This is a genomic window from Radiobacillus deserti (assembly GCF_007301515.1).
GTDB lineage: Bacteria > Bacillota > Bacilli > Bacillales > Amphibacillaceae > Radiobacillus > Radiobacillus deserti.
Genome location: NZ_CP041666.1, coordinates 2,352,056 through 2,374,089 on the forward strand (window position 1 = coordinate 2,352,056; position 22,034 = coordinate 2,374,089).

Here is a 22,034-nt window from a genome sequence, read left to right on the forward strand (position 1 = left end):
CCCATCCCCAATATAAAATAAGGGACGAGAGATTTTTCCCGCGGTACCACCCAACTTAGCGCAATGCGCTCGCTCGACTCCTTAACGCGGAGGACGGCAAAGACTACTTTGATTCATCCTTGCAACATCAAAGGTGAGTTCATAAAGTTCAGGGGCTACTTTCACCAACCGTAACCTCTCTATTTCCTGAGTGCTTTACTACTAGTCCTTTTCTTCATCGTTCAACAGTTATTGTATTGGTATTGTAATCAAAGCTTTTTTACTTGTCAAGAAAGTCTAATTTACAGTTGAAACTTTCCTACCTCTTCATTTAAACGATCCGTCATCTGTCTCATTTCCGTTACTTTCTCTACCATATGCTTAAACGCTTTTAACTGTTCTTCTGTAGAAGCAGAAATTTCTTCGTTACCTGCTGCAGTTTCTTCTACTACTGCACTAATACTTTCTACATTCGATAATACTTTCTCTCCTAGATCTTTCGAATGGTCTACTCCATTAGATAAGTCCATAAGCTTTGCTGTAATATCTTCCACTTTTTGTTTGATGTTTTGGAATGCAGTCGTGGTTGTTTCCATAGATGCTTCTTCTTTCCCAGCAATCGCAACACCTTCGGATACAGAATTAGATATCTCTGAAATTCCAGATTCAATAGACGAAACCATCTCAAAAATATAACCTGTTGCTTTAGAAGATTCTTCGGCAAGCTTTCTCACTTCTTCTGCTACAACCGCGAAACCTTTACCTGCTTCTCCAGCTCTTGCCGCCTCAATAGCAGCATTTAAAGCTAAGAGGTTCGTTTGTTCCGCAATATCGGAAACGGATTGAGCCATTTCTTCAATTTGCTTTGTATAACCAACAAAAGTTTGAGTAGCTTGTTCAATCTTTTTCGTCGTATTGGAATTTTCCTCGATAAGATCCCGTTGAACTCCGATTGCCTCTTGACCAGATTGAATTGCATCCATAACATCTGTGCCATGTTCTACGGATTGTTTAGCAAATTCAACATTTCTTGTGAATTCTTGATCCATATCTTGAATTAAAGAAACGGCGTCCTGCAAATCTTCCGAAATGGATTGTGTACCAGACGACAATTCATCAGTAGATACAGCAATCTGATTACTTACATCTGTCAAGTAAACATTATCTTTTTCCAGTGAAACAGCGAACTGCTCTACATCTTTACTTACAGTTTTCACCGATAAAATAAGGCCACTTAACTGTTCTACCATTTGGGTGAATGCCTGATTTAACGCTCCGAGCTCATCGTTTCCCTTATATCGAATTGGTTCCACTTGGAGATTTCCATTCGCAATCTCATTGGCATTCTTTGATAATTTCTTTAGAGAACCGCTAATCGAGTTCGTAATCTTCAGGGACATAATAGAAGCAATTGCAATTAAGACTACCGTACTAATAATGGCAGAAAGAATGACATACTCTATTTTCCCTTCTAAATCATTCAGTGCTTTTTCATACTGTTCCTCTGATGCCATATTAAATTTATAAGTATCATTTAATAACCCGTCAATACGAATGGATTGTCTTTTTGCTTCTGCCAAATCTTTCTGATTTAACGCCTCTTTCGTAGCTTTTGTTAATTCATCAAATTTTAGCGCAGCTCTTTCAATATATTGCTCACTACTCTTTCCTTTAGAAGCTTTTACTAATTCTTCAAGAAGCGCACCACTTTGTTCCATATTTAGCAACGCTTCTTCTTTTAATGCGTCTGTTCCTGAGAAAGAAAAGTTACTCAAGCTTTGTTTTAGGCCGTTCAAATCTGAGTCGAGCTTTTGCACATCAATTAATGTTGTTACCTCATCCTGACTAGAGGATTGAATGTTTAACATATTGTAGATAATAAAAGCTACAATAAGACTTGATAAAACTAAAATTCCGAGCGAATTTATTAATAGTTTTTTTCTAATACTCATATCGTATATCCCCCCTGGTCTTATTCAGCAAATTGCTGTCTAGCTTCCTCAATTTGTTCCAATTGCGAATCGTTGTATGGAATCACACGTAATGGGGCTAAGTCGACCCCTTCATTGTTTATTCCAAACTCGATATGACCAGTAGGTACTTTTCCATCCTTCACCAAGTCAGATGCTAGTTGGTAAACTGCCACGTCAATCTTCTTTAATACCGAAGTGATGACTGCTTTTTCAGCATAAAAATATTGGTCAGAGTCCACCCCAATTGCATAAACACCTTGCATCTGCGCTTCCTTTAACACCCCTACACCTGTAAAGCCTGCAGCAGCGAACAATACGTCTGCTTTGTTCGCAATCATATCTTTCGCAATGGATCCGCCGAGTTTGTCATCCCCATATGTACCTGCATACTCGACGAGTACCTTTATAGATGGGTTAATGGACTTGGCTCCATTCGTAAATCCATCAGCAAAAGCATTAATAAGCTCAACGTCCTCTCCACCGATAAATCCAATCGTATTTGACTTTGTCGTTAAAGCAGCCACAACACCTGCTAAATAGCTACCTTCATCTGATTTGAATGTTACGGAAGTTACGTTTTTTAATTCAGAAACAGAATCAATAATGACAAACTGCTTGTCCGGATACTTCTTGGCAACTTTTTCCAAATCCTCTTGAACCATATATCCTAGACCGATGATGACATCATTATCGTTTTGAACTAACTCTTCTAGCCCTTTTTCATAGGTCTCTGTTTCACTTAATTCACGATAATCGAACAAAATACCTAGCTCGCTCCGAGCCTTTATCAGTCCTTGAAAAGCGGAATCACTAAAGGATTGATCCCCAAGACCAACATCCGAAAGCATAACGCCTATTTTTAATTTCTCATCCATTTTACTTTCCGCTTGTTCTGTACCACACCCTGCTAACAGGATAGTAAAAATCATCACAAAAATGATCATCTTTCTCTTGTTGAACATACATCATTCCCCTTTTTTTAAAGTGACTTCCCCTATTATCGACAGATTATAAGAAATTTGTAGAAAAAAATAATAGACGGAATATTCCTCTTTTTCCTAACACAAAAAAATAACCTTGCCCTATTGGCAAGGTTACGTTTATTAATCCGTGATATTGGTTATATCTACTCGGTCCAAAACCATGTCATTTATATATTGACTGACTCGTAAATGCATTCGGTGAAGCTGATCTCGTTGCTCATGACTGGCACTATCCATCATTTTTTGAATCTCTTGCTCCACCTCATTCAATTTTTGCTGAGCTGTCGTGTACGACTCATCAACATGGAAGCCATTTCGATTGGTAATATCTAATTCTTTTTCTGCTTGGTCAATATATTGATTCGCTTTTGAAATAAGGTTATCTATTGATTCTCGCGTTGCCACCATCATCACCTCGCTTCTAATTTGGACGATTAGACCTAAACCTATTCGTGGAAGATGTTGAGTAAATGTCTTCGGTTTAGGATAATAAAAATGGGAAATTAGGAAGGAGAAGGATTTTGTGGTACTAAAAGTGATTCCATTTGCTCATGAACTGTTAAAACAGACGGTGCGTGAGGGAGATATCGTAATCGATGCAACCTGTGGAAAAGGGCACGATACGCTACTCCTAAGTCAATTAGTAAAAGAAAAAGGTCGAGTATTTGCTTTTGATGTTCAAGAAGACGCGATTCGCCAAACGAATGAACAATTAAAACAATATGGTGTTAGCAACACAACATTAATTTTGGACAGCCATGAAAAAATAAATGAATACGTGCCATCCGATTACCTAATCGGTGGAGCCATCTTTAATTTAGGCTATCTCCCTGGGAGCGACAAACAGACGATCACACAGCCCGAAAGTACGGTTCAAGCCATTCAACAAATCATTACTCGGTTAAAGAAGCACTGTCTTTTAGTTATCGTCGTATATGCTGGGCATCCTGGAGGAGAAGAAGAAAAGGAGGCCGTGCTACAGTTTGTTCAGACATTAAGTCAAAAAGAATATGCCGTGTTACAGTACGGCTTTATCAATCAACAAAACAGCCCTCCGTTTGTTTTAGCCATAGAAAGGATAAAGTAGGTGGCATAGACCTACTTTATCCTATTGTCCGCATCTTTATTTTGTTATACATCTTCACATTGTAATGAAAGAAAGAGGAACGAAGTCCACTTGCGCGTAGCAAACGTTTCGTCATTTTCTTTCCACTTGCCAGCTTTTTCACTTTAGGATCTGCTAAATATAGTCCCACTAAGCCAGTATGAACCATTTCATGGAACTGCTTATCAGGTAATGATTGAACATGCTTATTAGTCTCTTTAATGAAGTGTAAAAATCTTGTTTCCATATTTTCCAAGCTCTCGTAATAATTACAGAAGTTTAGATCTCCTTCTTGTTTGTCCTCTTCTTGGTCAATATAATAATCCAACAAAATGTGAAGTCCTTGCATATATGGAAAATAACTTTTAAAAACGGAATCTGCCAATTTTGAAGTCATTTTACCTCCCATTGCGTACGATACAAGACAAAAAATCCCTAAAGTAGAACCACTGCATGCGGAAAATTCATACCAATGTAATTCGGGTAACTTTTCTTTTTCCTCGTGAAACCATTTTTCAAGTCGTGGGATTCTTTCTTCTATTTTCACATGCTTATGTACTTGTAAGTCACTGTACAATGTTTCTAGTTCCAATAAAAACGGTTGGATTGTTGATAAATTTGAAATTTTCGCTAGGCTTTTTTGACATGTCGTTACTAAGTCTACGAGATAATCAGCATCCTCTTGCTCCTCCCGTAAGGCATAGTAATTTTGCACCTTATGATCTGGAGACAAAGCATCAGCCATCGATTGATGAAGTAGCGCAAAGTCCTCCGGATCTAATGAAGTGCTACGGTCACATAAATTATCTAAGTAATCACTAATTGTCTGATAGGCAACAATAAAAGTAATTGCTTCTTTCCACATCTTCCCCGCAAGCAAGCTAAAAACAGCACCACCCTGACAGTGAAACCGTTTAGTAGCTATACTGGCTTGTGCTTGGTTGCTTAATTCGACATTTGGAATTTGTTTCGCACGTTTTTCCCAATATCGAAGTTCTTGATCAACGACAGGAAAAATGTCTTGAAAAACGATTCTCATTAATTTAAATGATGATTTCGGAACTGAATAGCTCAATGTTGCTCCTCCGTTTCTAGCCACTGCATCTTTAGCCTAATTCCAAGGATTATGATACTATTCATTATAACACCATAAACGGAAGGTGAATTTCAAATGATTTACGAGTATAAAGGAAAAAAACCTGTTCTGCATGAAACGGCCTATGTTTCGGAAGACGTTGTATTAACTGGAGATATCACGGTAGAGGAACAAGCGAGTATCTGGTTTAAGACCGTTATTCGAGGAGATGTTGCCCCCGTACACATTGGAAAACGATCAAACGTTCAAGATTTAAGCTTAATTCACCAATCACCAGGCATGCCAGTCATCATCGAAGACGATGTCGTCATTGGACATCAAGTAACCTTGCATTCCGCAATCATACGTCAAGGAGCACTTGTCGGAATGGGCTCTATTGTACTCGATGGTGCGGAAGTTGGGGAACAGGCTTTTATCGGTGCTGGTAGTTTAATCCCGCCCGGGAAGAAAATCCCACCACGCACGTTAGCACTCGGAAGTCCAGCGAAGGTAGTACGAGACTTAACAGAAGAGGATTTGGAAGAAATAAAAAGGATTAAAGAGTCCTACGTAGAAAAAGCAAAATACTACAAAAAATTACAAAAGTAAACATCCATCTAAAACAGGAAAAATCATTTAACGGTGTTAAATATTTTTCCTGTTTTTTTTGTCGAAATGCGTTATTCTAGTAAGAGGAGGTGCCATCATGAATTATTTTTTATTATCATTTAGTGTGGTGATGACACTGCTTTTCTTTCTCCTCTTTAAAAGAAAACAAACGAAACCAATTATAAAATATGCTTTTTTAACCTATGCTATTCTATTTTGGCTGTGTACCGCTTCCTTGACTACCTTTTATGCGGTTACACATAAAGAAAAAATTACGAAGCTATGGGATTCGAGAGATTCTCAAGTAAAGGTTGCGTCTACCATGCCTTTGCCAGACCCTTCTTTAGAGCCTGTCTATCCACTTGTAGAACAAGCGCAACTCGCGCCATCGATAAAGCTGGAAGCACCCATTATCAAACAATTCCCAGAGCTTCCACGTGGATGTGAAGTAACAAGTCTTGCTATGCTCTTACAGTATTTTGACGTTGAAGTAGATAAAATGGAGCTAGCAAAAAAGGTTAAAAAAAGTTCGGACGACTATCAAGTGAAAAATTCAGTTATACATTTCGGAAACCCAGAAAAAGGGTTTGTCGGCGATATGTATTCCTTCTCTAAACCTGGTTACGGTGTTTATCATGGTCCAATAGCGGAGTTGGCAAAGCAGTATGTTGGAGATAAGGTAGAAGATTTTAGTGGCGGATCTTTTTATGAAATCATCAAGCATTTAAATGCTCAGCGTCCTGTCTGGGTCATAACGAATACTACGTACAAAAAACTGCCGGATTCTTCATTCCAAACATGGAATACACCAGATGGAAAAGTAAAGATAACTATGAAAGAACACGCCGTACTTGTTACTGGTTATGACGATAAATCCATCTTCTTCAATGATCCAATAACAGGGAAAACAAAAAGTGCACCCATACAAGACTTCGAAGAAGCCTGGGTGCAAATGGGAAAGCAAGCTATTACGGTCGTTACACCGTAAGCTTGCTTTTTGTTTGGTCTATATCTTGTAATTCTTCGAAGTCATACTTTCTTTCAACATAAATTTGATGCCAGAGCATAAACATGAGAACCGTCCAAATTTTACGACTATAGTCCCCTTTACCTGCACAGTGGGCATTTAACAAGTCTAGAATAACAGACTTGTGCAATAAATGATCTGTTTCACTTTCACGGATAAGATTTTTCGCCCAATCATTTAGTTCATCTTTTAACCAATGTCTAATTGGTACAGGGAAGCCCAGTTTTTTCCTATCTAATACGTGATCAGGAACAATTCCTCTTGCCGCTTCTCTTAGAATACTTTTCGTAGTTCCGTTCGCGATTTTCAAATCAACTGGGATCTCGCTCGCTACGCGGAATACTTCTTTATCCAAAAACGGAACACGTAGCTCTAAAGCATGAGCCATCGTCATTTTATCTGCCTTCAACAAAATGTCACCACGTAACCAAGTATGAATATCTACATACTGCATCTGATTTACTGGATGATAATTCCTAACATGTTCGTAAAGCTTCTCTGTCACGTTTTGATAAGAAATGTTCGGTTGATACGTTTTTAAAAGCGTTCTTTTTTCTTCTTCTTCGAACATTTTGGCGTTTCCGATATACCGATCCTTTAACGGTGTAGTACCACGTTCTAAGAAGCTTTTCCCACGTACTCCTTCTGGTAACACGGCTGCCACTCTTGATAGCAATCCTTTGGCTGGAGCAGGAATGGATTGAAACACTTTAAGGGATTCAGGTTCGCGGTAAATATTGTAACCCCCAAATAGCTCATCCGAACCTTCACCCGAGAGTACTACAGTTACATGCTTCGTTGCTTCTCTAGCAACGAAGTACAATGGTACACAGGCTGGATCTGCTAACGGATCATCCATATGCCACATAATTTTCGGAAGCTTTTCCACATATTCTTCTGGGGTTATCATATATGAAATATTTTCAACATTTAACTTTTCAGCTGTTTCCTTCGCAACGTCCACTTCTGAAAAACCTTCTCGTTCAAATCCGACAGAGAATGTTTTTAAATTCGGGTTGAATTCTCGTGCAATTGCAACAATTAGAGAAGAATCAATACCACCCGATAAAAAAGAACCAACCGGCACATCACTCCGCATATGAACATTTACAGAATCGTACATAACATCTTGGATACGCTTGATCCACGACTGTTTATCGGTTAATACTGGTTGGAAAGTTGCATGCCAGTAACGAGTGATTTCCATCGGTTCCCCTGGCTTTTTGTAAAAGAAGTGGCCTGGTTCAACCTTATGTACTCCTTTGGACATCGTTAGTGGCTCCGGTACGTATTGGAAGCTCAAATAATGCTGAAGGGCTTCGACGTCCACTTCATCATTCTCTTGCATAAGAGTAATACTCTTCTTCTCGGATGCAAAATACGTCCCTTTTTCTGTTTCACTATAAAATAACGGTTTAATTCCAAACGGATCACGAACTCCGTAAAAGGCTTGCTCTTCTTTATCCCAGATCAAAATCGCAAACATCCCACGCAGCTCTTTAAATGCTTCTGTGCGATATTCTTGAAACATCGCAATAATAACCTCGGTATCCGATTCTGTATCAAAGCTATATCCTTTTTCTATAAGAGACTGACGAAGCTCTACATAGTTATAGATTTCACCATTAAAGACCATACGATATCGATCGTCTTCATACCGAAAAGGTTGTTGCCCGCTTTCTATGTCTATAATACTTAAGCGACGGAATCCAAAGGATACGTATTCATCATGGAAATACCCTTCATCATCAGGTCCTCTATGTGTAATGACATTATTTCTTTCACGAAAATTAGATTGTTCTTCTTGATTTAGGGGGCGAGATTCATTTCGAATCATCCCAATTAGACCACACATAGCTTTGCCTCACTTTCTCTTTCAATCTTAATGAGTATATCATAAACAAAACGCGAATTCGATAGGCTTTCGACCGCAAAAGCCACCGTACGTAATTAATGATGTCAACATCCTATCTCGAGTGATAGAAAGAAAGAAGGAGCCAAGTTAACTTAGCCCCTTACTCCCTACTTTACTAATTCTTTTAATTGATCTATTTTATCGGTTTTCTCCCACGGAAAATCTTTGTCTGTTCGACCAAAGTGTCCATATGCTGCTGTATCTTTGTAGATAGGTCGACGGAGATCCAACATTTTAATAATCCCTGCTGGTCGTAAATCAAATAGTTGGCGTACTGCTTTAACGAGTTCTTCTTCTGATGCTTGCCCTGTACCAAATGTATTAATGGAAATAGATACTGGTTCCGCGACGCCAATCGCATAGGCTAATTGAACTTCACAGGAATCTGCAAGACCAGCTGCCACAATATTTTTCGCAACATACCGTGCCGCATATGCAGCAGATCGGTCTACCTTTGTTGCATCCTTCCCACTAAAAGCTCCTCCGCCGTGGCGAGCATATCCACCATACGTATCTACGATAATTTTTCGACCCGTTAACCCTGCATCCCCCTGTGGTCCTCCAATTACGAAGCGACCCGTTGGATTAATAAAATATTTCGTATTTTCATCCAAAAGCTCTTTCGGAACAATTGGGTTGATAACATGTTTTTTTATATCTTCTTGGATTTGTTTTAATTCAATTTCTGGTGCATGTTGCGTAGATACTACGATTGTGTCTACACGAACTGGTTTATCCTGTTCATCATACTCAATCGTCACTTGTGTTTTTCCGTCTGGACGTAAATATTCTAATGTATTGTCTTTACGAACATCTGATAAACGCTTAGAGATTTTATGCGCTAACGAAATAGGCAAGGGCATTAACTCCGGTGTTTCATTATTCGCATATCCAAACATGAGCCCTTGGTCCCCTGCTCCGATTGCTTCAATTTCTTCATCGGTCATTTTACCTTCACGAGCTTCTAACGCTTGGTTAACCCCACCTGCTATATCCGCAGACTGCTCGTCAATTGCTGTAAGAACTGCACATGTTTCCGCGTCAAATCCGAACTTTGCTCTTGTGTACCCTATTTCTTTAATTGTTTTTCGAACAATACTTGGAATATCTACATAAGTAGAAGTAGATATTTCTCCAGCAACTAGGACAAGTCCTGTTGTAACTGTGGTTTCACAGGCAACCCTTGCGTTTGGATCCCTTTTTAAAATTTCATCCAAAATGGCATCAGAAATCTGGTCACTTATTTTGTCCGGATGTCCCTCCGTAACAGATTCTGATGTGAATAATCGACGATTTGCAGCCATTCTGCTAAATCCTCCTTTATATAATAACAGTAATACGGTTTTTCTCTCTTTTTTTCCAGTGGAGTATTAACGAATTCAGTTTGGTATATTTAAGGTTTGCTAATACAGTATAAATATGAGTATAAGCATCATTTCGTGGATAGAAAGATTTGCCTTTCCGAAAAAGTCCGGATAAAAGAAAAACCCTTTCCATCATATGTAAGAGGAAAGGAAATGACCCTTCACTCTTCTTATCGCTCAAGGAAACGATCCTTGCATCAGGTTAGCACCATGTCTTATTTCTAGACGGTTGCTGGGTTTCTTCGGGCCTGTCCCTCCACCTACTCTGGATAAGAGAGTATCCGTTCGCACTTTATCGTATCGAAACAGTCGTATCTTGTCAATGAAAGTAACTTTACTAATCCGACCAAATTACTATGTTTTATTTTGTACTTATGTACTTGCAATCCAACTCTTGTTCTTAAAGTGCTTGGAACACGTGATGTCCAAATTTTTCATAATATTTCCCTCGTTTCGCGTTTAATTATATGCACATTCGACAATATATGTTATACTATTTTCGAAAATGAATAAGTTATAGTATAACTTATATTTCGTATTCTATATTCCTCATCTCCTATAAAAAAAGACACGACTGATGTCGTGTCTTTTTTTATCTGAAGAAAGGTAACTCTTCAATAATCTCTAAACTACTTGGTAGTACTTCATCTTTCATCATAAAGCTGAAGGCAGCGTCTGAAGCTACATGCACTGGTAACTTATCTAAAAGTACTGGGCCGTATGTCTCAAAGTAACTGGACTGTTTTTCTAAGTATTTAACCTCTGCGTAATACACATTTTTCACAATTTTGCCTGCTTTTCCATCTACATAATATTGTCCAATATAATCAATCGTTTCACAATGACCACCTGTTTCTTCCTGAACTTCTCGAACTGCAGCTTCTTCGGCGGTTTCTCCTTCTTCTACTTTTCCACCAGGAAACTCAATCCCTCTGTCCTTATGATGGGTCAGTAACCATTTATTATCGTACCGACAAATCACCCATACATGCTTTGGCTTTTTAGAAAAAGGATGATCGTCAAATGATAAGGTCACTTCATTGTTATAATAATCCTTAAAGACTTTCATTGGTCTCAGCTTCCTTTGTTAAATCATTTAAAAGTGTTTGGTATTTGTAAGCTTCCAACCATCGTCGTTTTCAAATTCAAATTCCACCTTGTAGGATCCATACAAATCACTTCGATTCGTTTGTTGAATAAGGATAGTATCTTCCTTTTTCCATTCTTTATAGGAATTGTTCTTATTAAACCAAGGCGGAGTTTCAGTTGGGTTCACATACAATCCATCTTCTTTTTCTATATAATAGACCTCTATATATTTTTTCGCTACTTCCTCTGTAGCAATAGATGAAAATTCTGCAATCAGTTCTTCTTTTGTTTCCATATTTCTCACTTTATTATTATGGTCAATATCTTGTACAAGCTTGTCCATAAAAGCATCCGTAATACGAACTAACTCCTCTTCATTCCACGTTTGCTCATCAGAGCTTTCGTTTGGATTACTCCAAGTAAGAGAACTACGTCCTGACTCAGTGTCGGTATGACGATGTGAAGATTCCTGATTTGCTGACAAAGAGTATTTTACGTCCATATTTACTATGATAAAGAAAGGAATAAGTAATGCCAACAAAATAGCTCCTATGTATTTTAACGGTTCCTTCATCACCTTGGCCTCCTCTTACTAAAATAATACCTTTGTTTTTCAGAACTCAAACCTATTTCTACGTTTATACATTAAACGTTTCAACGGAAGAAAAAGTTTCACCTTCGGCACATGTTTCAAAAATCGTGCCTGTCACGCCCCGGATATTGTCGAATATTCGACATATCTCGGGGCGTGACAGGCACCGCCGAAAAAAACCTTGCACAAGTGTGCAAGGTTTACAAATCTAAAACTCCCATATTTTCTATATGCTTTCGGGTTGTATCATCACCTAAGTCGTGAATCATACGAAAGGCTTCCACCATACCATCATCAAATGTATCATTAGATGTATCATTGTGATACGGAGCAATGGGCACGTGCGATCTCCAAAAGCTGCGAATGTCAGCATTATACATTTGATTCATCATTTCTCTTAATTGGTACACTTCTTCATCCGAAGCAAAAATGATGAATTCATCGTTGTCACCGACCTGAACTTGCGATATTTCCTGGGTGCCTATGTTTACATAATATTTTTTTCTTTCCATCTTTCACCCTCCTACCCTTTAATTTTCGCAATTAGTTATCTTTTATGTTCAACTTTTTTAACTTTTTGCATATGGTAAGATACGAACACAAACAACAAGAAAGGGTGAATTGGATGAGGTTCGCAAACGATATTTTAGAGCGGTATTTTCAACACTTTAACGATAAGGACTCTTTAGATGTATTCATTTATTCCGTCTTGGAGCAGATGGATGAAAAAGACTTAATACAAGTATTAAAAGAATGTGATAAATCCGAGCTAAATGATCTTCTTACTCAATTTTTACGAAGTAAACTGGAGCATGAACTCCATAACGATGACCAACAAATTGCCGTTTCTGATTGGACAAACATCCATTAAACATAGAACGGTTCCTAGCATATTTTCGTATTTATAATTAAAAAATCCCCATTGTTTCCAATGAGGATCCCGCTTTAGTTTAAAACCGTATTTGCTTGTACTTGATTTCGTTTCGCTTCTTCGACTGCACTTTTTATGAGGCAACGTCCTCTACCATGTGGGATACACATTGGCGTTCCGAACATTGGATCATATGTGACATCACATTTCATTTGGAACACATCATGAACCAAATCACAATTGATAACAGCTTCAGGTCTACCTTGCGCATAAACCTTCTTATCTTTAATCGCAACAATATGATGCGCGTAACGACAAGCTAAATTCAAATCATGAAGCACCATGACAACCGTGCGGCCATCTCGCTCGTTTAACTCGAATAACAAATCTAATATTTCAATTTGGTGCGTCATATCTAAATAAGTTGTTGGCTCATCAAGAAGAATAGTATCCGTCTTTTGTGCCAATGTCATAGCAATCCAAGCGCGCTGGCGTTGACCACCGGATAATGAATCCACTGCACGATCCTTTAAATCCACCATGTTTGTAGACGTTAGAGCATCCATTACCGCATTCTCATCTTCTTGAGACCACTTCTTGAACATCCCTTTGTATGGATGTCTTCCTTGCTTTACTAAGTCATAAACAGACAATCCCTCCGGACTAACTGGCCCTTGAGGTAAGATTGCTAATTTTTTTGCGACTTCCTTCGTAGGCATTTTGGCAATGTCTCCGCCTTCTAATATGACATTACCTTCCTTCGGTTTTAGCAAACGCGCCATTGAGCGAAGCAGTGTCGATTTCCCACAGCCATTTCCACCTATTAACACGGTGATTTCACCTTTAGGTATCGTTATGTTCAAATCATCTATGATAATGTCTTCTCCGTAGCTTAACGTTAAATCTTTAGCTGTTAAAGTCTCCATCGGAATCTCTCCCTTAGTGAGCGTTACCTTTCACGCCAAAATTCTCCAATTGAGAATCTTTCTCCATTAGTTAATGTATCTCTAGTCTATTTGGTTTATGCCTTCTCGTCAATGATTTTGATAATCTTTATCAATTATTTTTCTATATACCAAGATTATAAAAATTTACCAGTATAAAATCACATGAATTTCAACTATACTATTATACGAACAAATGTTCGAGAAAGGTCAGATTAGTATGCATGATTTTAGCCATTTACCACGAAATGATGTTCTTTGTATAGATATGCGGTCTTTCTACGCAAGTGTAGAGTGTATGAAACACGGATTAGATCCAATGACCGATATGCTTGCGGTTGTCGGCGATAAAAACCGTTCAGGCAGTATCATTCTTGCCGCTTCTCCTGAGTTAAAGCGACGACATGGCGTGAAAAATGTAAGTCGTTTTTTTGATTTACCTGATGATCCAAATATTCATGTCGTGGAAGCCAAGATGGGGGACTACATAAAGGTTTCTTTAGAAATAACTAAGCTCGTGAATCGCTACGTACCGAAAGAAGCGATTCACCAATATTCTGTTGACGAGGTTTGGGTTACGGTAAATGGGTTAGATAAAATATACGGTTCTCCGTATGAAGTGGCTAAAATGCTTCAAGATGAACTGAAAGACACGATGGGACTGACCTGCTCGATTGGAATTGGAGATAACAAATTTTTAGCAAAAGTCGTCATGGATTTATACGCCAAGAAAACAGGAATTGCAGAATGCCGATACGAAGATGTAGAACGATTGCTTTGGCCTACTCCGATTGAAGAAATATGGGGAATTGGTTCTCGCATGAAGCGTAATCTCAATCGGATGGGAATTGTTACACTCGGTCAGCTAGCAAACTATCCACTGGAACGGTTAAAAAAACGCTTTGGTATAATGGGAGAGCAATTCTATTGGCATGCATGGGGCGTCGATTTAAGCCCTGTTTTAGGGGACTTTCAAAAGCAGGAACAAAAAGGATTCGGGCATGGCATCACCCTTCTTCGTGATTATCGAAAGGACGAAGTGTACGCTTGCCTATTAGACTTGTGTGAAGAGGTTTGTCGACGAGCTCGGACTGCTAAAAAAGCTGGGAGAACGGTTCATTTAGGAATTGGTTATTGTCAGGAAGTCGGTGGAGGATTCCATCGCTCTCGTTCGGTTGACCTCCCTACTAATATTACGATGGACGTGTACAATGTATGTGTAGAGCTTTTCGAAACCTTTTATGACGGGGTCAGCAAAGTTAGACGCGTCTTTGTTACACTTGATAATTTGTACGTAGATGAAGAAACCCAATTAGATTTATTCGAAAACCGAACAAAGAAAAAGGATATTGGATATGTGATGGATCAAATTAGAGATCGCTACGGATCGACTGCACTTCTCCGCGCTACAAGCTACACCGAAGCTGGAGTCACCTTGGATCGAAGTAAAAAAATTGGTGGACATAAAGCTTGAAACCTTACCGAACTACCGAATTCTTTTCACAGATTGGGTAGTTCGGTTTTATATTTAAGTCATTTCATAGATTCCATCAAGTGCAACGTTATCGGTTTATCCTAGGCTTCTTACCTTCTTTTCAAAGAATCTATCTCAACTACCCCTTGTTCCCATTCCTCGCGCAATAGCCCATAACGAATCGAATCATAATAGACCCCATTGTAATAGCGACATTTTCGCAGCCGTGCTTCTAACGTCATGCCGAGTTTTTCACCAACCTTCATCATTCTATGGTTCCCAGACCACGTAGTAAAACCAACACGTGCAATTGGTAGCGTGTTGAATAGGTAATCAATTAGAAAACGAATGGCTTTTGTACCATACCCTCCGCTCCAAAATTCTGGGCGATAAATAACGATTCCCATTTCTAGCCATCGAGATGGCTCATGCTCCCAATAGTAGCCACAGGTTCCGATGATTTGCTCCCCTACTTGAAGCGCAAACCGACTATCCAACCTTACATATTGATCCTTAATGGCCAAAAATTCTTCATAAGACATGGATTCATGCTTAAAATATGGTGCATCCCATTTCTTCCATTCAGGATGTTCTTCTTTATAAATAAGCTCCCATAATTCTGGTAAATCCTGCTCATCTATTGTACGAATCACTAATTCCCCTTCTTGAAAAAACAACATAATCCCCCCTAGCTCTGTTTCTCTAATTCCTCATGGAGCTTGTATCGTAATAGCTTGTTCGAAGCATTTCGTGGGAGAGCATCTACAAAATAAAAAACAGTTGGCACTTTATATTTTGCTAAGTGAGATAAGCAATGCTCTTTTAAGTTTCCTTCTGTAACATGACCTTCCCGCACGATAAAAGCAACAGGAACCTGTCCCCACTTCGAATCTGACTTTCCTACTACACCGACATCTTTTACTCCTTCAACACCAAGTAAGACCTCTTCAATTTCTGCCGGATAAATGTTTTCTCCACCAGAAACAATCAAATCCTTACGACGATCTAGTACGTACAGAAACCCGTCTTTGTCTTGATAACCAAGGTCACCTGTTGCTAACCAATCCCCTTGTCTAGGCTCCCGCTTATAATAGCCATTGGAAACCATCGGTCCTTTTACAACAATTTCACCAGCTTCCCCTGGTGCTACTTCCTTGCCATTTTGTACAATTTTCAATTGGGCAGGCATAAGCGCTTTTCCAGCTGAACCTAGCTTCTCTAACGCATCCTTCGGACTTAATGTTGCAATCTGTGAGGAAGTTTCTGTTAATCCATATGTTTGAAAAATAGGAACCGCAAGACTTTTTGCTTTTTCTAGCAATGGTTTCGGAGCAGGTCCACCACCTAAAAGCATACAGCGAAACGAAGCTGGATACGTAACGCTATCGTTAAGCTTGTCTAACAATTGATGAACCATCACCGAAACAACCGAAACAATCGTAACTCCACGCTTCATGATTCCTTCATGAACTGCTTCAACAGAAAAACGAGGCAACAAATACATAGGCATACCATAAATGACACTTTTCAAAGCGATAGATAACCCACCAACGTGGAATAGTGGCAAGGTGGCTAACCACTTATCAGACTTATGTAATCCTAGGTTCAAAGAAGACGCCGTCGCACTCCACCAATGATTTTCATAGGTGTGTAACACCCCTTTTGGAAACCCCGTAGTTCCCGATGTGTACATGATGGTGAACACATCGTTCAGGTTTATTTCCTGTTTCAAACAAACAGATGCGGATAATTGTTTCTCCAGTTCCAAAAAGGTTAAAGGTGTGAATTTCTGCTGGTCGCTTGCCTGCATTGCTACCGATGTGAAATCAGGGTCACAGATCAATCCAACTACGTCCGCATCTTCAAGCTGATAGGCTATTTCCGATGCTGTTAATCTCGTGTTAAGTAAAACTGCCACTGCTCCTAAATATGAAATAGCATGAACAGTCACAATCATTTCCACCTTATTTCCTGATAGAATAGCTACATGATTTCCTTCTTTTATCCCTATGGAAGCGAGCTTTTGCGCATAGGATTGGCTTCTCCTTTGCAATTCTCGAAATGTAATTGTTTCTCCAGAAGGCTGTTCAATTGCAATGTGATTCGGGTTTAACGCCGCTTGTTTATCTAGCCAATGTGGTAAACGTATTGACATAACAACCATTTCCTTTCCCTTCTAGGTTTACGAGTAAAAATAAAACCCTTGCAAGCTGCAAAGGTTTTATCAAACATTAAGGGAAACGAGGGAACTGTTTAAAGTCTGGTTTACGTTTTTCTTTAAACGCATCTCGTCCTTCTTTTGCCTCGTCTGTTGTATAGTAAAGTAATGTAGCGTCCCCACCCATTTGTTGCAATCCTGCTAAACCGTCCGTATCCGCATTAAACGATGCTTTTAAGAAACGAAGGGCAGTCGGGGATTTTTCAAGCATCTCTTCACACCATTGAACTGTCTCTTCCTCCAATTTTTCTAAAGGAACAACTGTATTGACTAAGCCCATATCAAGCGCTTCTTGTGCATTGTATTGACGGCATAAGTACCAAATTTCACGAGCTTTTTTATGTCCTACGATACGTGCAAGTAATCCTGCACCGTACCCAGCATCAAAGCTTCCTACTTTCGGTCCAGTTTGTCCGAAAACAGCGTTATCCGCTGCAATCGTTAAATCACACACGACATGAAGCACATGTCCACCACCAATTGCATAACCAGAAACCATAGCCACTACCGGCTTTGGAATTACACGAATTAAACGTTGTAAGTCCAGCACGTTTAGACGAGGAATTTCATCCTCCCCTACATATCCTCCGTGCCCGCGCACCTTTTGGTCTCCACCTGAGCAAAATGCCTTTCCACCTGCACCAGCAAGCACAATAACACCTACACTTGAATCATCTCTAGCACGCATAAAAGCGTCAATCATTTCATTTACAGTTTGTGGGCGGAATGCGTTATGTACCTCAGGTCTGTTAATTGTAACTTTTGCAATTCCACCATGCTTTTCAAAAAGTATATCTTCGTACTCTCGGATGGTTTCCCATTGGATCGTCATTCGAAGAACCCCCATTCTTGTTAATCTATCTGATTTAATAGAAAGTCATGTACTATTGTATCAAAAAATTCCGGATCTTCCACATGAACTGCATGTCCTACATTCCGAACAACAATACATGCACAGGATAAGAGCTTTTCTTTCATGGCATTAGCAATTTGAACAAACTTTGTATCCCGATCTCCAACAATTAGCTGAACTGGAATTGAAAGGGTGGACAACGAATCCCACCAAGACGGTTGACTTCCCGTTCCAATCCCTCTAAGGGAAGCTGCTAATCCTAACGCAGTATGCTGTAACCTCTCTTCACGAATCCGTTGCTGTATGGAAATCGGTAAATGCTGTTGCGTCTCAAATAAGGGAATAGATTCCCAAAAATCCACGAAGGATTCAATTCCATGGTGCTCTAGCATTTGAGCCAGTTGCTCATCCTTCTCTATTCTAAAATAACGGTCCTCTTTTTCTTTTATCCCTGGAGAGCTACTTTCTAACACTAAGGCTCGAACTTGGTCCGGATAATAGTTTGCAAAGGAAAGTGCAATTCTTCCACCCATCGAATACCCTATTACATAAACGGAAGATAAGTTCAAAACAGCTAATAGGTAATGAAGCTCCTCACAAACCATATCCATGGACAACGTTCGCTTTACATCTGTTTTTCCGTGACCGGGTAAATCAAGACTAATTACCCTATATCTATTCCTTTTTTTCAGAAAATCCCACGTGCGATGAGAGCCAGTAAATCCGTGTAGGGCTAAAATTGGTATCCCTTCACCTGTATCCTCCACCCAATACTTTCCGTATTGTAATTCAACGAACATACGCTCACCCTTCGAGGTAGGCAAGTAATTCTTGCTCTATCTTCTGCCATTTCTGACGGTGCCAAGCCACATTTTCGCTTCGATTTGTTTCGATTTCAATGACAGACACCCCTTTTGTTTCATGGCTCTTTTCTAACACATCTTTTACTTCGTCCCACGTGGCTGGCTTTGCATACTTCCCATCGTAGAGCTCCACCATTTTTTGAATACTCATATGTAATGGAGTACCAAATAACACCTCAAAATGATCCGCTTGTTTTGCTTGCGGTAAGAAAGAGAAAATCCCTCCACCATTGTTATTGATTAACACAATGGTCATGTCAATCTCATATTGTTTTCCAACTAGTAATCCATTGAAGTCATGGTAAAAAGAAATATCCCCGATAAGTAACGTTACCTTTTGACCAGTAGCAGCAGCACCGAGAGCACTAGAAGTGATGCCATCTATTCCATTCGCTCCTCGGTTTCCTAAGATAGATAGAGATTTGGGCGTGTTCATAAAGAATGTATCAAGATCTCGAACTGGCATGCTATTCCCAACATAAATCGTACTACCTTCTGGAACGGCTTCGGCTAGATGTTTTACTGTATGACCTTCGGTTAACGCATCCGTTGTTTCTTCCATTAGTATAGCTTTTGTTTTTTCGTTACATGTTTTCCACGTCTGTAACCAATCCGGTTCAAAAGAAACAGCTTCCGCCATTACTTTCTCACAAAAAGAAATAGGATCGCTATATATGAAAGTTGTTTCCTTACCAGTCGGTTCTCGGTACCCATCATGCGCTTCTACTACGTACTGATCGATATCCGAAAATTGTTTCATGAGAAGCAAATACGGCTTAGAAACAGGCATCGCTCCAAAGCGAAGAACAAAATCTGGTTTTAGGAATGTGCGAACTTGTTCACTCTTCAAAATAGAATCGTAGGTCTCCACCACAACCTCTTTGTCGTGGTGTCCTGCGCGTAGTTGAGATAGTGGGTCCGCTAGAATCGGAAGCTGCCACTGCTTCGCTAATGCTACGACAGCCTTCGCTAAGGCATGGTCCTCTTGTGGTCCAACTACGATCAGTCCTTTTGAATAGTGAGAAAATCTAGTTGCGAGATAATGTAACTGATTTTCATCCAACACCTTGTTCCCAATCGAATGAGCATGATAGGCTTTAGAACGGTCTTCCCATAGAGAAGGTAGCGTAAAATCTGGTACTAAAGGCTCTCGAAATGGAAAATTCAAATGAACAGGTCCTGCATTTCCTCCAACTGCAACCGAATAGGCGCGTGATGCTTTGCTTCGAACATACTGGCGTGCGCTAGAAGATGCTTCAGGTAACGCCATTTCATGAAACCATTTTACATAGTTCCGAAACATATCGATTTGATCAATCGCTTGCGGTGCTCCAACATCCCGAAGCTCATGCGGTCGATCCGCAGTCAACACAAGAAGAGGCACACGACTATAGTGAGCCTCTACGATAGCTGGGTAATAATTTGCGGCAGCTGTGCCTGACGTACAAAGAATGGCAACTGGTCTTTTAGTTTGCTTCGCCATACCTAAAGCGAAATAAGCAGCAGACCGTTCATCCATGTTTACCCAATGCTGTATGTTTGGGTGCTCTGCAAACGTGAGCGCAAGTGGCGTAGATCTGGATCCAGGTGATATGACCACGTCCGTCAATCCACTATGAGAAAGCTCATCAACAAAGCTTGTAACATATCTAGTCAAAATTTCCGTATGGTCCATTATGATCCTCCTAAAACTGAAAGCATTGGGGTGAATTTAATCATTGTCTCTTGGTATTCCGCTTCTGGCTCCGAGTCTTTTACAACCCCACATCCCGCAAATAAAGAGGCGGACTTCCCTTGAAGGAGTGCAGAACGAATAGCAACAGCGAATTCTCCATTTTGATAAGCGTCCATCCATCCAATAGGTGCTCCATACCAGCCACGGTCTAATTGCTCGAACTCTCTAATAAACATCATCGACTCTTCCCTTGGAAGTCCACCGAGGGCTGGAGTAGGATGGAGTCTTTGTACTACATCTAAAATGGAATATCCTTTCTTTAACACCGCCTGAACTGGTGTGTATAGATGCTGAAGGTTGCGCAATGGATATAAAACGGGATCACTTGGTACATGAACCTGTTCACAGCATGCTTCCACAGCGTTTCGAATCATCTGCACAACGAAGTCATGCTCTTCTCGGTTTTTTTCATCCGCTAATAGTGCTGCTCCGATTTTCTCGTCTTCTTCCCTAGTAACTCCTCTCGGTGCTGTGCCAGCAAGACAGGTGGATAGTAATTCATTATCCTGAAGTCTAACAAGTCGTTCGGGAGATGCGCCTAAAAAGCAGTCTCTCTCATTCTCAAAAGCAAAGATAAAGCTATTGGTTTGACTTTCATGCAATTGATAAAGAATAGAGGATAATGAGGCATCTTCTTCGAAATCCACTCGCATTTCACGAGCTAATACTATTTTTTTAGCTTGTCCACTTTTTATCTCATTAGTGGCTTTTTCCACTAACTCTTTCCATTGGTCTGAAGCTATTTCCTCTTTCTGAACAATACTTGGCCCTGCAGGTAATCCTTTTTGTTCTGCTAAAAGATATTGTTTGGCAAGTAGCATATCCTGTCTAATTGAAACGGTATCTTCATCCGACGCTACCATCGCATTAAACGTTACATATGTTTCACCGTTAGTAATCGTTAACAGATAGGAAGGGATACGGAATTGTGTTTCTTTAAATTCCTTCCATAACTTCGTACTCTTTTTGTCCGGATCAAAGGATCCTCCTCCAAAAGCAACTGGTCCTGTACCAGGCACTTGAAAAGCATTGTAAATAGAAGCTTCCTTCAGGAGTGATTTCCATTGTTCTTCAGTTTGAAGAAAATCTTGATTATTTGAATCAATGGAAATTGCTTCTCCAACCCCTACAAGAAAAAAGCTCTCTTGAGAGCTTGACCAAAAAATTCTTTTTCCTTTCCATTTCGTACCCCTATCGAAAAATATAAACGGATCGATAGCATCCATCTTTTCCGTTATACTAATAAGCTGTGGCTTATTTTCCACTTTCCATACAGATAAAGCTTGTTCCAATGCTTGTTCCAGCATTGGGATCTGTGTCTCAATCATCTATGACCCTCCAATATATAGGGCAAACATCCAAATC

The 22,034-nt window shown here is 39.7% G+C and carries 21 protein-coding genes, 1 riboswitch and 1 other annotated feature; of the genes, 5 read left to right on the top strand and 16 right to left on the bottom strand.

All coding sequences use genetic code 11. From position 1 onward, the window contains the following. Window positions 1-17: 17 nt before the first annotated feature. Window positions 18-224, bottom strand: a binding site (T-box leader). 57 nt (window positions 225-281) lie between these two features. The 3 genes from FN924_RS12435 to FN924_RS12445 form a co-directional block, all read right to left on the bottom strand. After that, entirely contained in the window at window positions 282-1,931 is a 1,650-nt protein-coding gene (locus FN924_RS12435; protein WP_143894956.1) for a methyl-accepting chemotaxis protein, read from the bottom strand. A gap of 20 nt (window positions 1,932-1,951) precedes the next feature. Beyond that, the gene (locus FN924_RS12440) at window positions 1,952-2,914 is read right to left on the bottom strand and encodes a BMP family lipoprotein (RefSeq protein WP_143894959.1); all 963 of its coding nucleotides are present in this window, start codon (window positions 2,912-2,914) and stop codon (window positions 1,952-1,954) included. Window positions 2,915-3,055: 141 nt separating this feature from the next. Then, window positions 3,056-3,346: a DUF2524 family protein gene (locus FN924_RS12445; protein WP_143894961.1), complete on the bottom strand. Its 291-nt coding sequence runs from the start codon at window positions 3,344-3,346 to the stop codon at window positions 3,056-3,058. Between the two features lie 112 nt (window positions 3,347-3,458). On the opposite strand from FN924_RS12445, the gene FN924_RS12450 reads away from it, so the two are divergent. Beyond that, on the top strand, window positions 3,459-4,022 hold the full coding sequence (locus FN924_RS12450; RefSeq protein WP_143894963.1) for a tRNA 5-(aminomethyl)-2-thiouridylate-methyltransferase MnmM: 564 nt from the start codon (window positions 3,459-3,461) through the stop codon (window positions 4,020-4,022). A 16-nt stretch (window positions 4,023-4,038) separates the two neighbouring features. Here FN924_RS12450 and FN924_RS12455 read toward each other — a convergent pair whose 3' ends face one another. Beyond that, entirely contained in the window at window positions 4,039-5,115 is a 1,077-nt protein-coding gene (locus FN924_RS12455; protein WP_323368609.1) for a tetraprenyl-beta-curcumene synthase family protein, read from the bottom strand. A gap of 96 nt (window positions 5,116-5,211) precedes the next feature. On the opposite strand from FN924_RS12455, the gene FN924_RS12460 reads away from it, so the two are divergent. Beyond that, the gene (locus tag FN924_RS12460) at window positions 5,212-5,724 is read left to right on the top strand and encodes a gamma carbonic anhydrase (protein WP_143894965.1); all 513 of its coding nucleotides are present in this window, start codon (window positions 5,212-5,214) and stop codon (window positions 5,722-5,724) included. Between the two features lie 97 nt (window positions 5,725-5,821). Then, window positions 5,822-6,712: a C39 family peptidase gene (locus FN924_RS12465; RefSeq protein WP_228409435.1), complete on the top strand. Its 891-nt coding sequence runs from the start codon at window positions 5,822-5,824 to the stop codon at window positions 6,710-6,712. Here FN924_RS12465 and asnB read toward each other — a convergent pair. The 5 genes from asnB to FN924_RS12490 all read right to left on the bottom strand — a co-directional run bounded on the left by asnB (window position 6,702) and on the right by FN924_RS12490 (window position 12,223). Then, window positions 6,702-8,606: an asparagine synthase (glutamine-hydrolyzing) gene (gene asnB, locus FN924_RS12470; protein WP_143894967.1), complete on the bottom strand. Its 1,905-nt coding sequence runs from the start codon at window positions 8,604-8,606 to the stop codon at window positions 6,702-6,704. The two genes, FN924_RS12465 and asnB, sit on opposite strands and share 11 nt — an antisense overlap. Window positions 8,607-8,773: 167 nt before the next feature. Beyond that, a complete protein-coding gene (metK, locus tag FN924_RS12475) occupies window positions 8,774-9,970 on the bottom strand; it encodes a methionine adenosyltransferase (RefSeq protein WP_143894969.1) in 1,197 nt (398 codons plus the stop codon). A 227-nt stretch (window positions 9,971-10,197) separates the two neighbouring features. Continuing rightward, window positions 10,198-10,306, bottom strand: a riboswitch (SAM riboswitch). A 316-nt stretch (window positions 10,307-10,622) separates the two neighbouring features. Then, entirely contained in the window at window positions 10,623-11,099 is a 477-nt protein-coding gene (ytkD, locus tag FN924_RS12480; protein ID WP_143894971.1) for an RNA deprotection pyrophosphohydrolase, read from the bottom strand. Between the two features lie 27 nt (window positions 11,100-11,126). After that, the gene (locus FN924_RS12485; RefSeq protein WP_143894973.1) at window positions 11,127-11,693 is read right to left on the bottom strand and encodes a hypothetical protein; all 567 of its coding nucleotides are present in this window, start codon (window positions 11,691-11,693) and stop codon (window positions 11,127-11,129) included. Between the two features lie 218 nt (window positions 11,694-11,911). Further along, on the bottom strand, window positions 11,912-12,223 hold the full coding sequence (locus tag FN924_RS12490; RefSeq protein WP_143894975.1) for a hydrolase: 312 nt from the start codon (window positions 12,221-12,223) through the stop codon (window positions 11,912-11,914). 113 nt (window positions 12,224-12,336) lie between these two features. On the opposite strand from FN924_RS12490, the gene FN924_RS12495 reads away from it, so the two are divergent. Continuing rightward, a complete protein-coding gene (locus FN924_RS12495) occupies window positions 12,337-12,582 on the top strand; it encodes a DUF6154 family protein (protein ID WP_143894977.1) in 246 nt (81 codons plus the stop codon). A 74-nt stretch (window positions 12,583-12,656) separates the two neighbouring features. Here the strand turns inward: FN924_RS12495 and FN924_RS12500 are convergent, their stop codons facing one another. Beyond that, a complete protein-coding gene (locus tag FN924_RS12500) occupies window positions 12,657-13,508 on the bottom strand; it encodes an ABC transporter ATP-binding protein (RefSeq protein WP_143894979.1) in 852 nt (283 codons plus the stop codon). A gap of 238 nt (window positions 13,509-13,746) precedes the next feature. On the opposite strand from FN924_RS12500, the gene FN924_RS12505 reads away from it, so the two are divergent. Continuing rightward, window positions 13,747-15,000: a DNA polymerase IV gene (locus tag FN924_RS12505; protein WP_143897211.1), complete on the top strand. Its 1,254-nt coding sequence runs from the start codon at window positions 13,747-13,749 to the stop codon at window positions 14,998-15,000. 110 nt (window positions 15,001-15,110) lie between these two features. Here FN924_RS12505 and FN924_RS12510 read toward each other — a convergent pair whose 3' ends face one another. The 6 genes from FN924_RS12510 to FN924_RS12535 all read right to left on the bottom strand — a co-directional run bounded on the left by FN924_RS12510 (window position 15,111) and on the right by FN924_RS12535 (window position 21,997). Next, entirely contained in the window at window positions 15,111-15,680 is a 570-nt protein-coding gene (locus FN924_RS12510) for a GNAT family N-acetyltransferase (RefSeq protein ID WP_143894981.1), read from the bottom strand. A gap of 8 nt (window positions 15,681-15,688) precedes the next feature. Next, window positions 15,689-17,155 carry an o-succinylbenzoate--CoA ligase gene (locus FN924_RS12515; protein ID WP_143894983.1) on the bottom strand — a complete coding sequence of 489 codons (1,467 nt, stop codon included), beginning with the start codon at window positions 17,153-17,155 and terminating at the stop codon, window positions 15,689-15,691. 76 nt (window positions 17,156-17,231) lie between these two features. Beyond that, a complete protein-coding gene (menB, locus tag FN924_RS12520) occupies window positions 17,232-18,050 on the bottom strand; it encodes a 1,4-dihydroxy-2-naphthoyl-CoA synthase (protein ID WP_143894985.1) in 819 nt (272 codons plus the stop codon). A 20-nt stretch (window positions 18,051-18,070) separates the two neighbouring features. After that, window positions 18,071-18,871 (bottom strand): 2-succinyl-6-hydroxy-2,4-cyclohexadiene-1-carboxylate synthase, encoded by an 801-nt coding sequence (menH, locus tag FN924_RS12525; RefSeq protein ID WP_143894987.1) that lies wholly within the window; start codon window positions 18,869-18,871, stop codon window positions 18,071-18,073. A gap of 4 nt (window positions 18,872-18,875) precedes the next feature. Next, window positions 18,876-20,609, bottom strand: a complete 1,734-nt coding sequence (gene menD / locus FN924_RS12530) for a 2-succinyl-5-enolpyruvyl-6-hydroxy-3-cyclohexene-1-carboxylic-acid synthase (protein ID WP_143894989.1) — start codon at window positions 20,607-20,609, stop codon at window positions 18,876-18,878. Next, on the bottom strand, window positions 20,609-21,997 hold the full coding sequence (locus tag FN924_RS12535; RefSeq protein WP_143894990.1) for an isochorismate synthase: 1,389 nt from the start codon (window positions 21,995-21,997) through the stop codon (window positions 20,609-20,611). Before FN924_RS12535 ends, menD begins: the two co-directional genes overlap by 1 nt. Window positions 21,998-22,034 lie beyond the last annotated feature (37 nt).

Bases quoted from the DNA above. Each gene is read 5' to 3' on its own strand.
- menD (WP_143894989.1), bottom strand. From the start codon at position 20,609: ATGGACCATACGGAAATTTTGACTAGATATGTTACAAGCTTTGTTGAT.
- menB (WP_143894985.1), bottom strand. From the start codon at position 18,050: ATGACGATCCAATGGGAAACCATCCGAGAGTACGAAGATATACTTTTT.
- FN924_RS12495 (WP_143894977.1), top strand. From the start codon at position 12,337: ATGAGGTTCGCAAACGATATTTTAGAGCGGTATTTTCAACACTTTAAC.
- FN924_RS12440 (WP_143894959.1), bottom strand. From the start codon at position 2,914: ATGTTCAACAAGAGAAAGATGATCATTTTTGTGATGATTTTTACTATC.
- FN924_RS12510 (WP_143894981.1), bottom strand. From the start codon at position 15,680: ATGTTGTTTTTTCAAGAAGGGGAATTAGTGATTCGTACAATAGATGAG.
- FN924_RS12490 (WP_143894975.1), bottom strand. From the start codon at position 12,223: ATGGAAAGAAAAAAATATTATGTAAACATAGGCACCCAGGAAATATCG.
- FN924_RS12465 (WP_228409435.1), top strand. From the start codon at position 5,822: ATGAATTATTTTTTATTATCATTTAGTGTGGTGATGACACTGCTTTTC.
- FN924_RS12460 (WP_143894965.1), top strand. From the start codon at position 5,212: ATGATTTACGAGTATAAAGGAAAAAAACCTGTTCTGCATGAAACGGCC.
- ytkD (WP_143894971.1), bottom strand. From the start codon at position 11,099: ATGAAAGTCTTTAAGGATTATTATAACAATGAAGTGACCTTATCATTT.
- asnB (WP_143894967.1), bottom strand. From the start codon at position 8,606: ATGTGTGGTCTAATTGGGATGATTCGAAATGAATCTCGCCCCCTAAAT.
- FN924_RS12485 (WP_143894973.1), bottom strand. From the start codon at position 11,693: ATGAAGGAACCGTTAAAATACATAGGAGCTATTTTGTTGGCATTACTT.
- FN924_RS12505 (WP_143897211.1), top strand. From the start codon at position 13,747: ATGCATGATTTTAGCCATTTACCACGAAATGATGTTCTTTGTATAGAT.
- FN924_RS12515 (WP_143894983.1), bottom strand. From the start codon at position 17,155: ATGTCAATACGTTTACCACATTGGCTAGATAAACAAGCGGCGTTAAAC.
- menH (WP_143894987.1), bottom strand. From the start codon at position 18,871: ATGTTCGTTGAATTACAATACGGAAAGTATTGGGTGGAGGATACAGGT.
- metK (WP_143894969.1), bottom strand. From the start codon at position 9,970: ATGGCTGCAAATCGTCGATTATTCACATCAGAATCTGTTACGGAGGGA.
- FN924_RS12535 (WP_143894990.1), bottom strand. From the start codon at position 21,997: ATGATTGAGACACAGATCCCAATGCTGGAACAAGCATTGGAACAAGCT.
- FN924_RS12435 (WP_143894956.1), bottom strand. From the start codon at position 1,931: ATGAGTATTAGAAAAAAACTATTAATAAATTCGCTCGGAATTTTAGTT.
- FN924_RS12500 (WP_143894979.1), bottom strand. From the start codon at position 13,508: ATGGAGACTTTAACAGCTAAAGATTTAACGTTAAGCTACGGAGAAGAC.
- FN924_RS12445 (WP_143894961.1), bottom strand. From the start codon at position 3,346: ATGATGGTGGCAACGCGAGAATCAATAGATAACCTTATTTCAAAAGCG.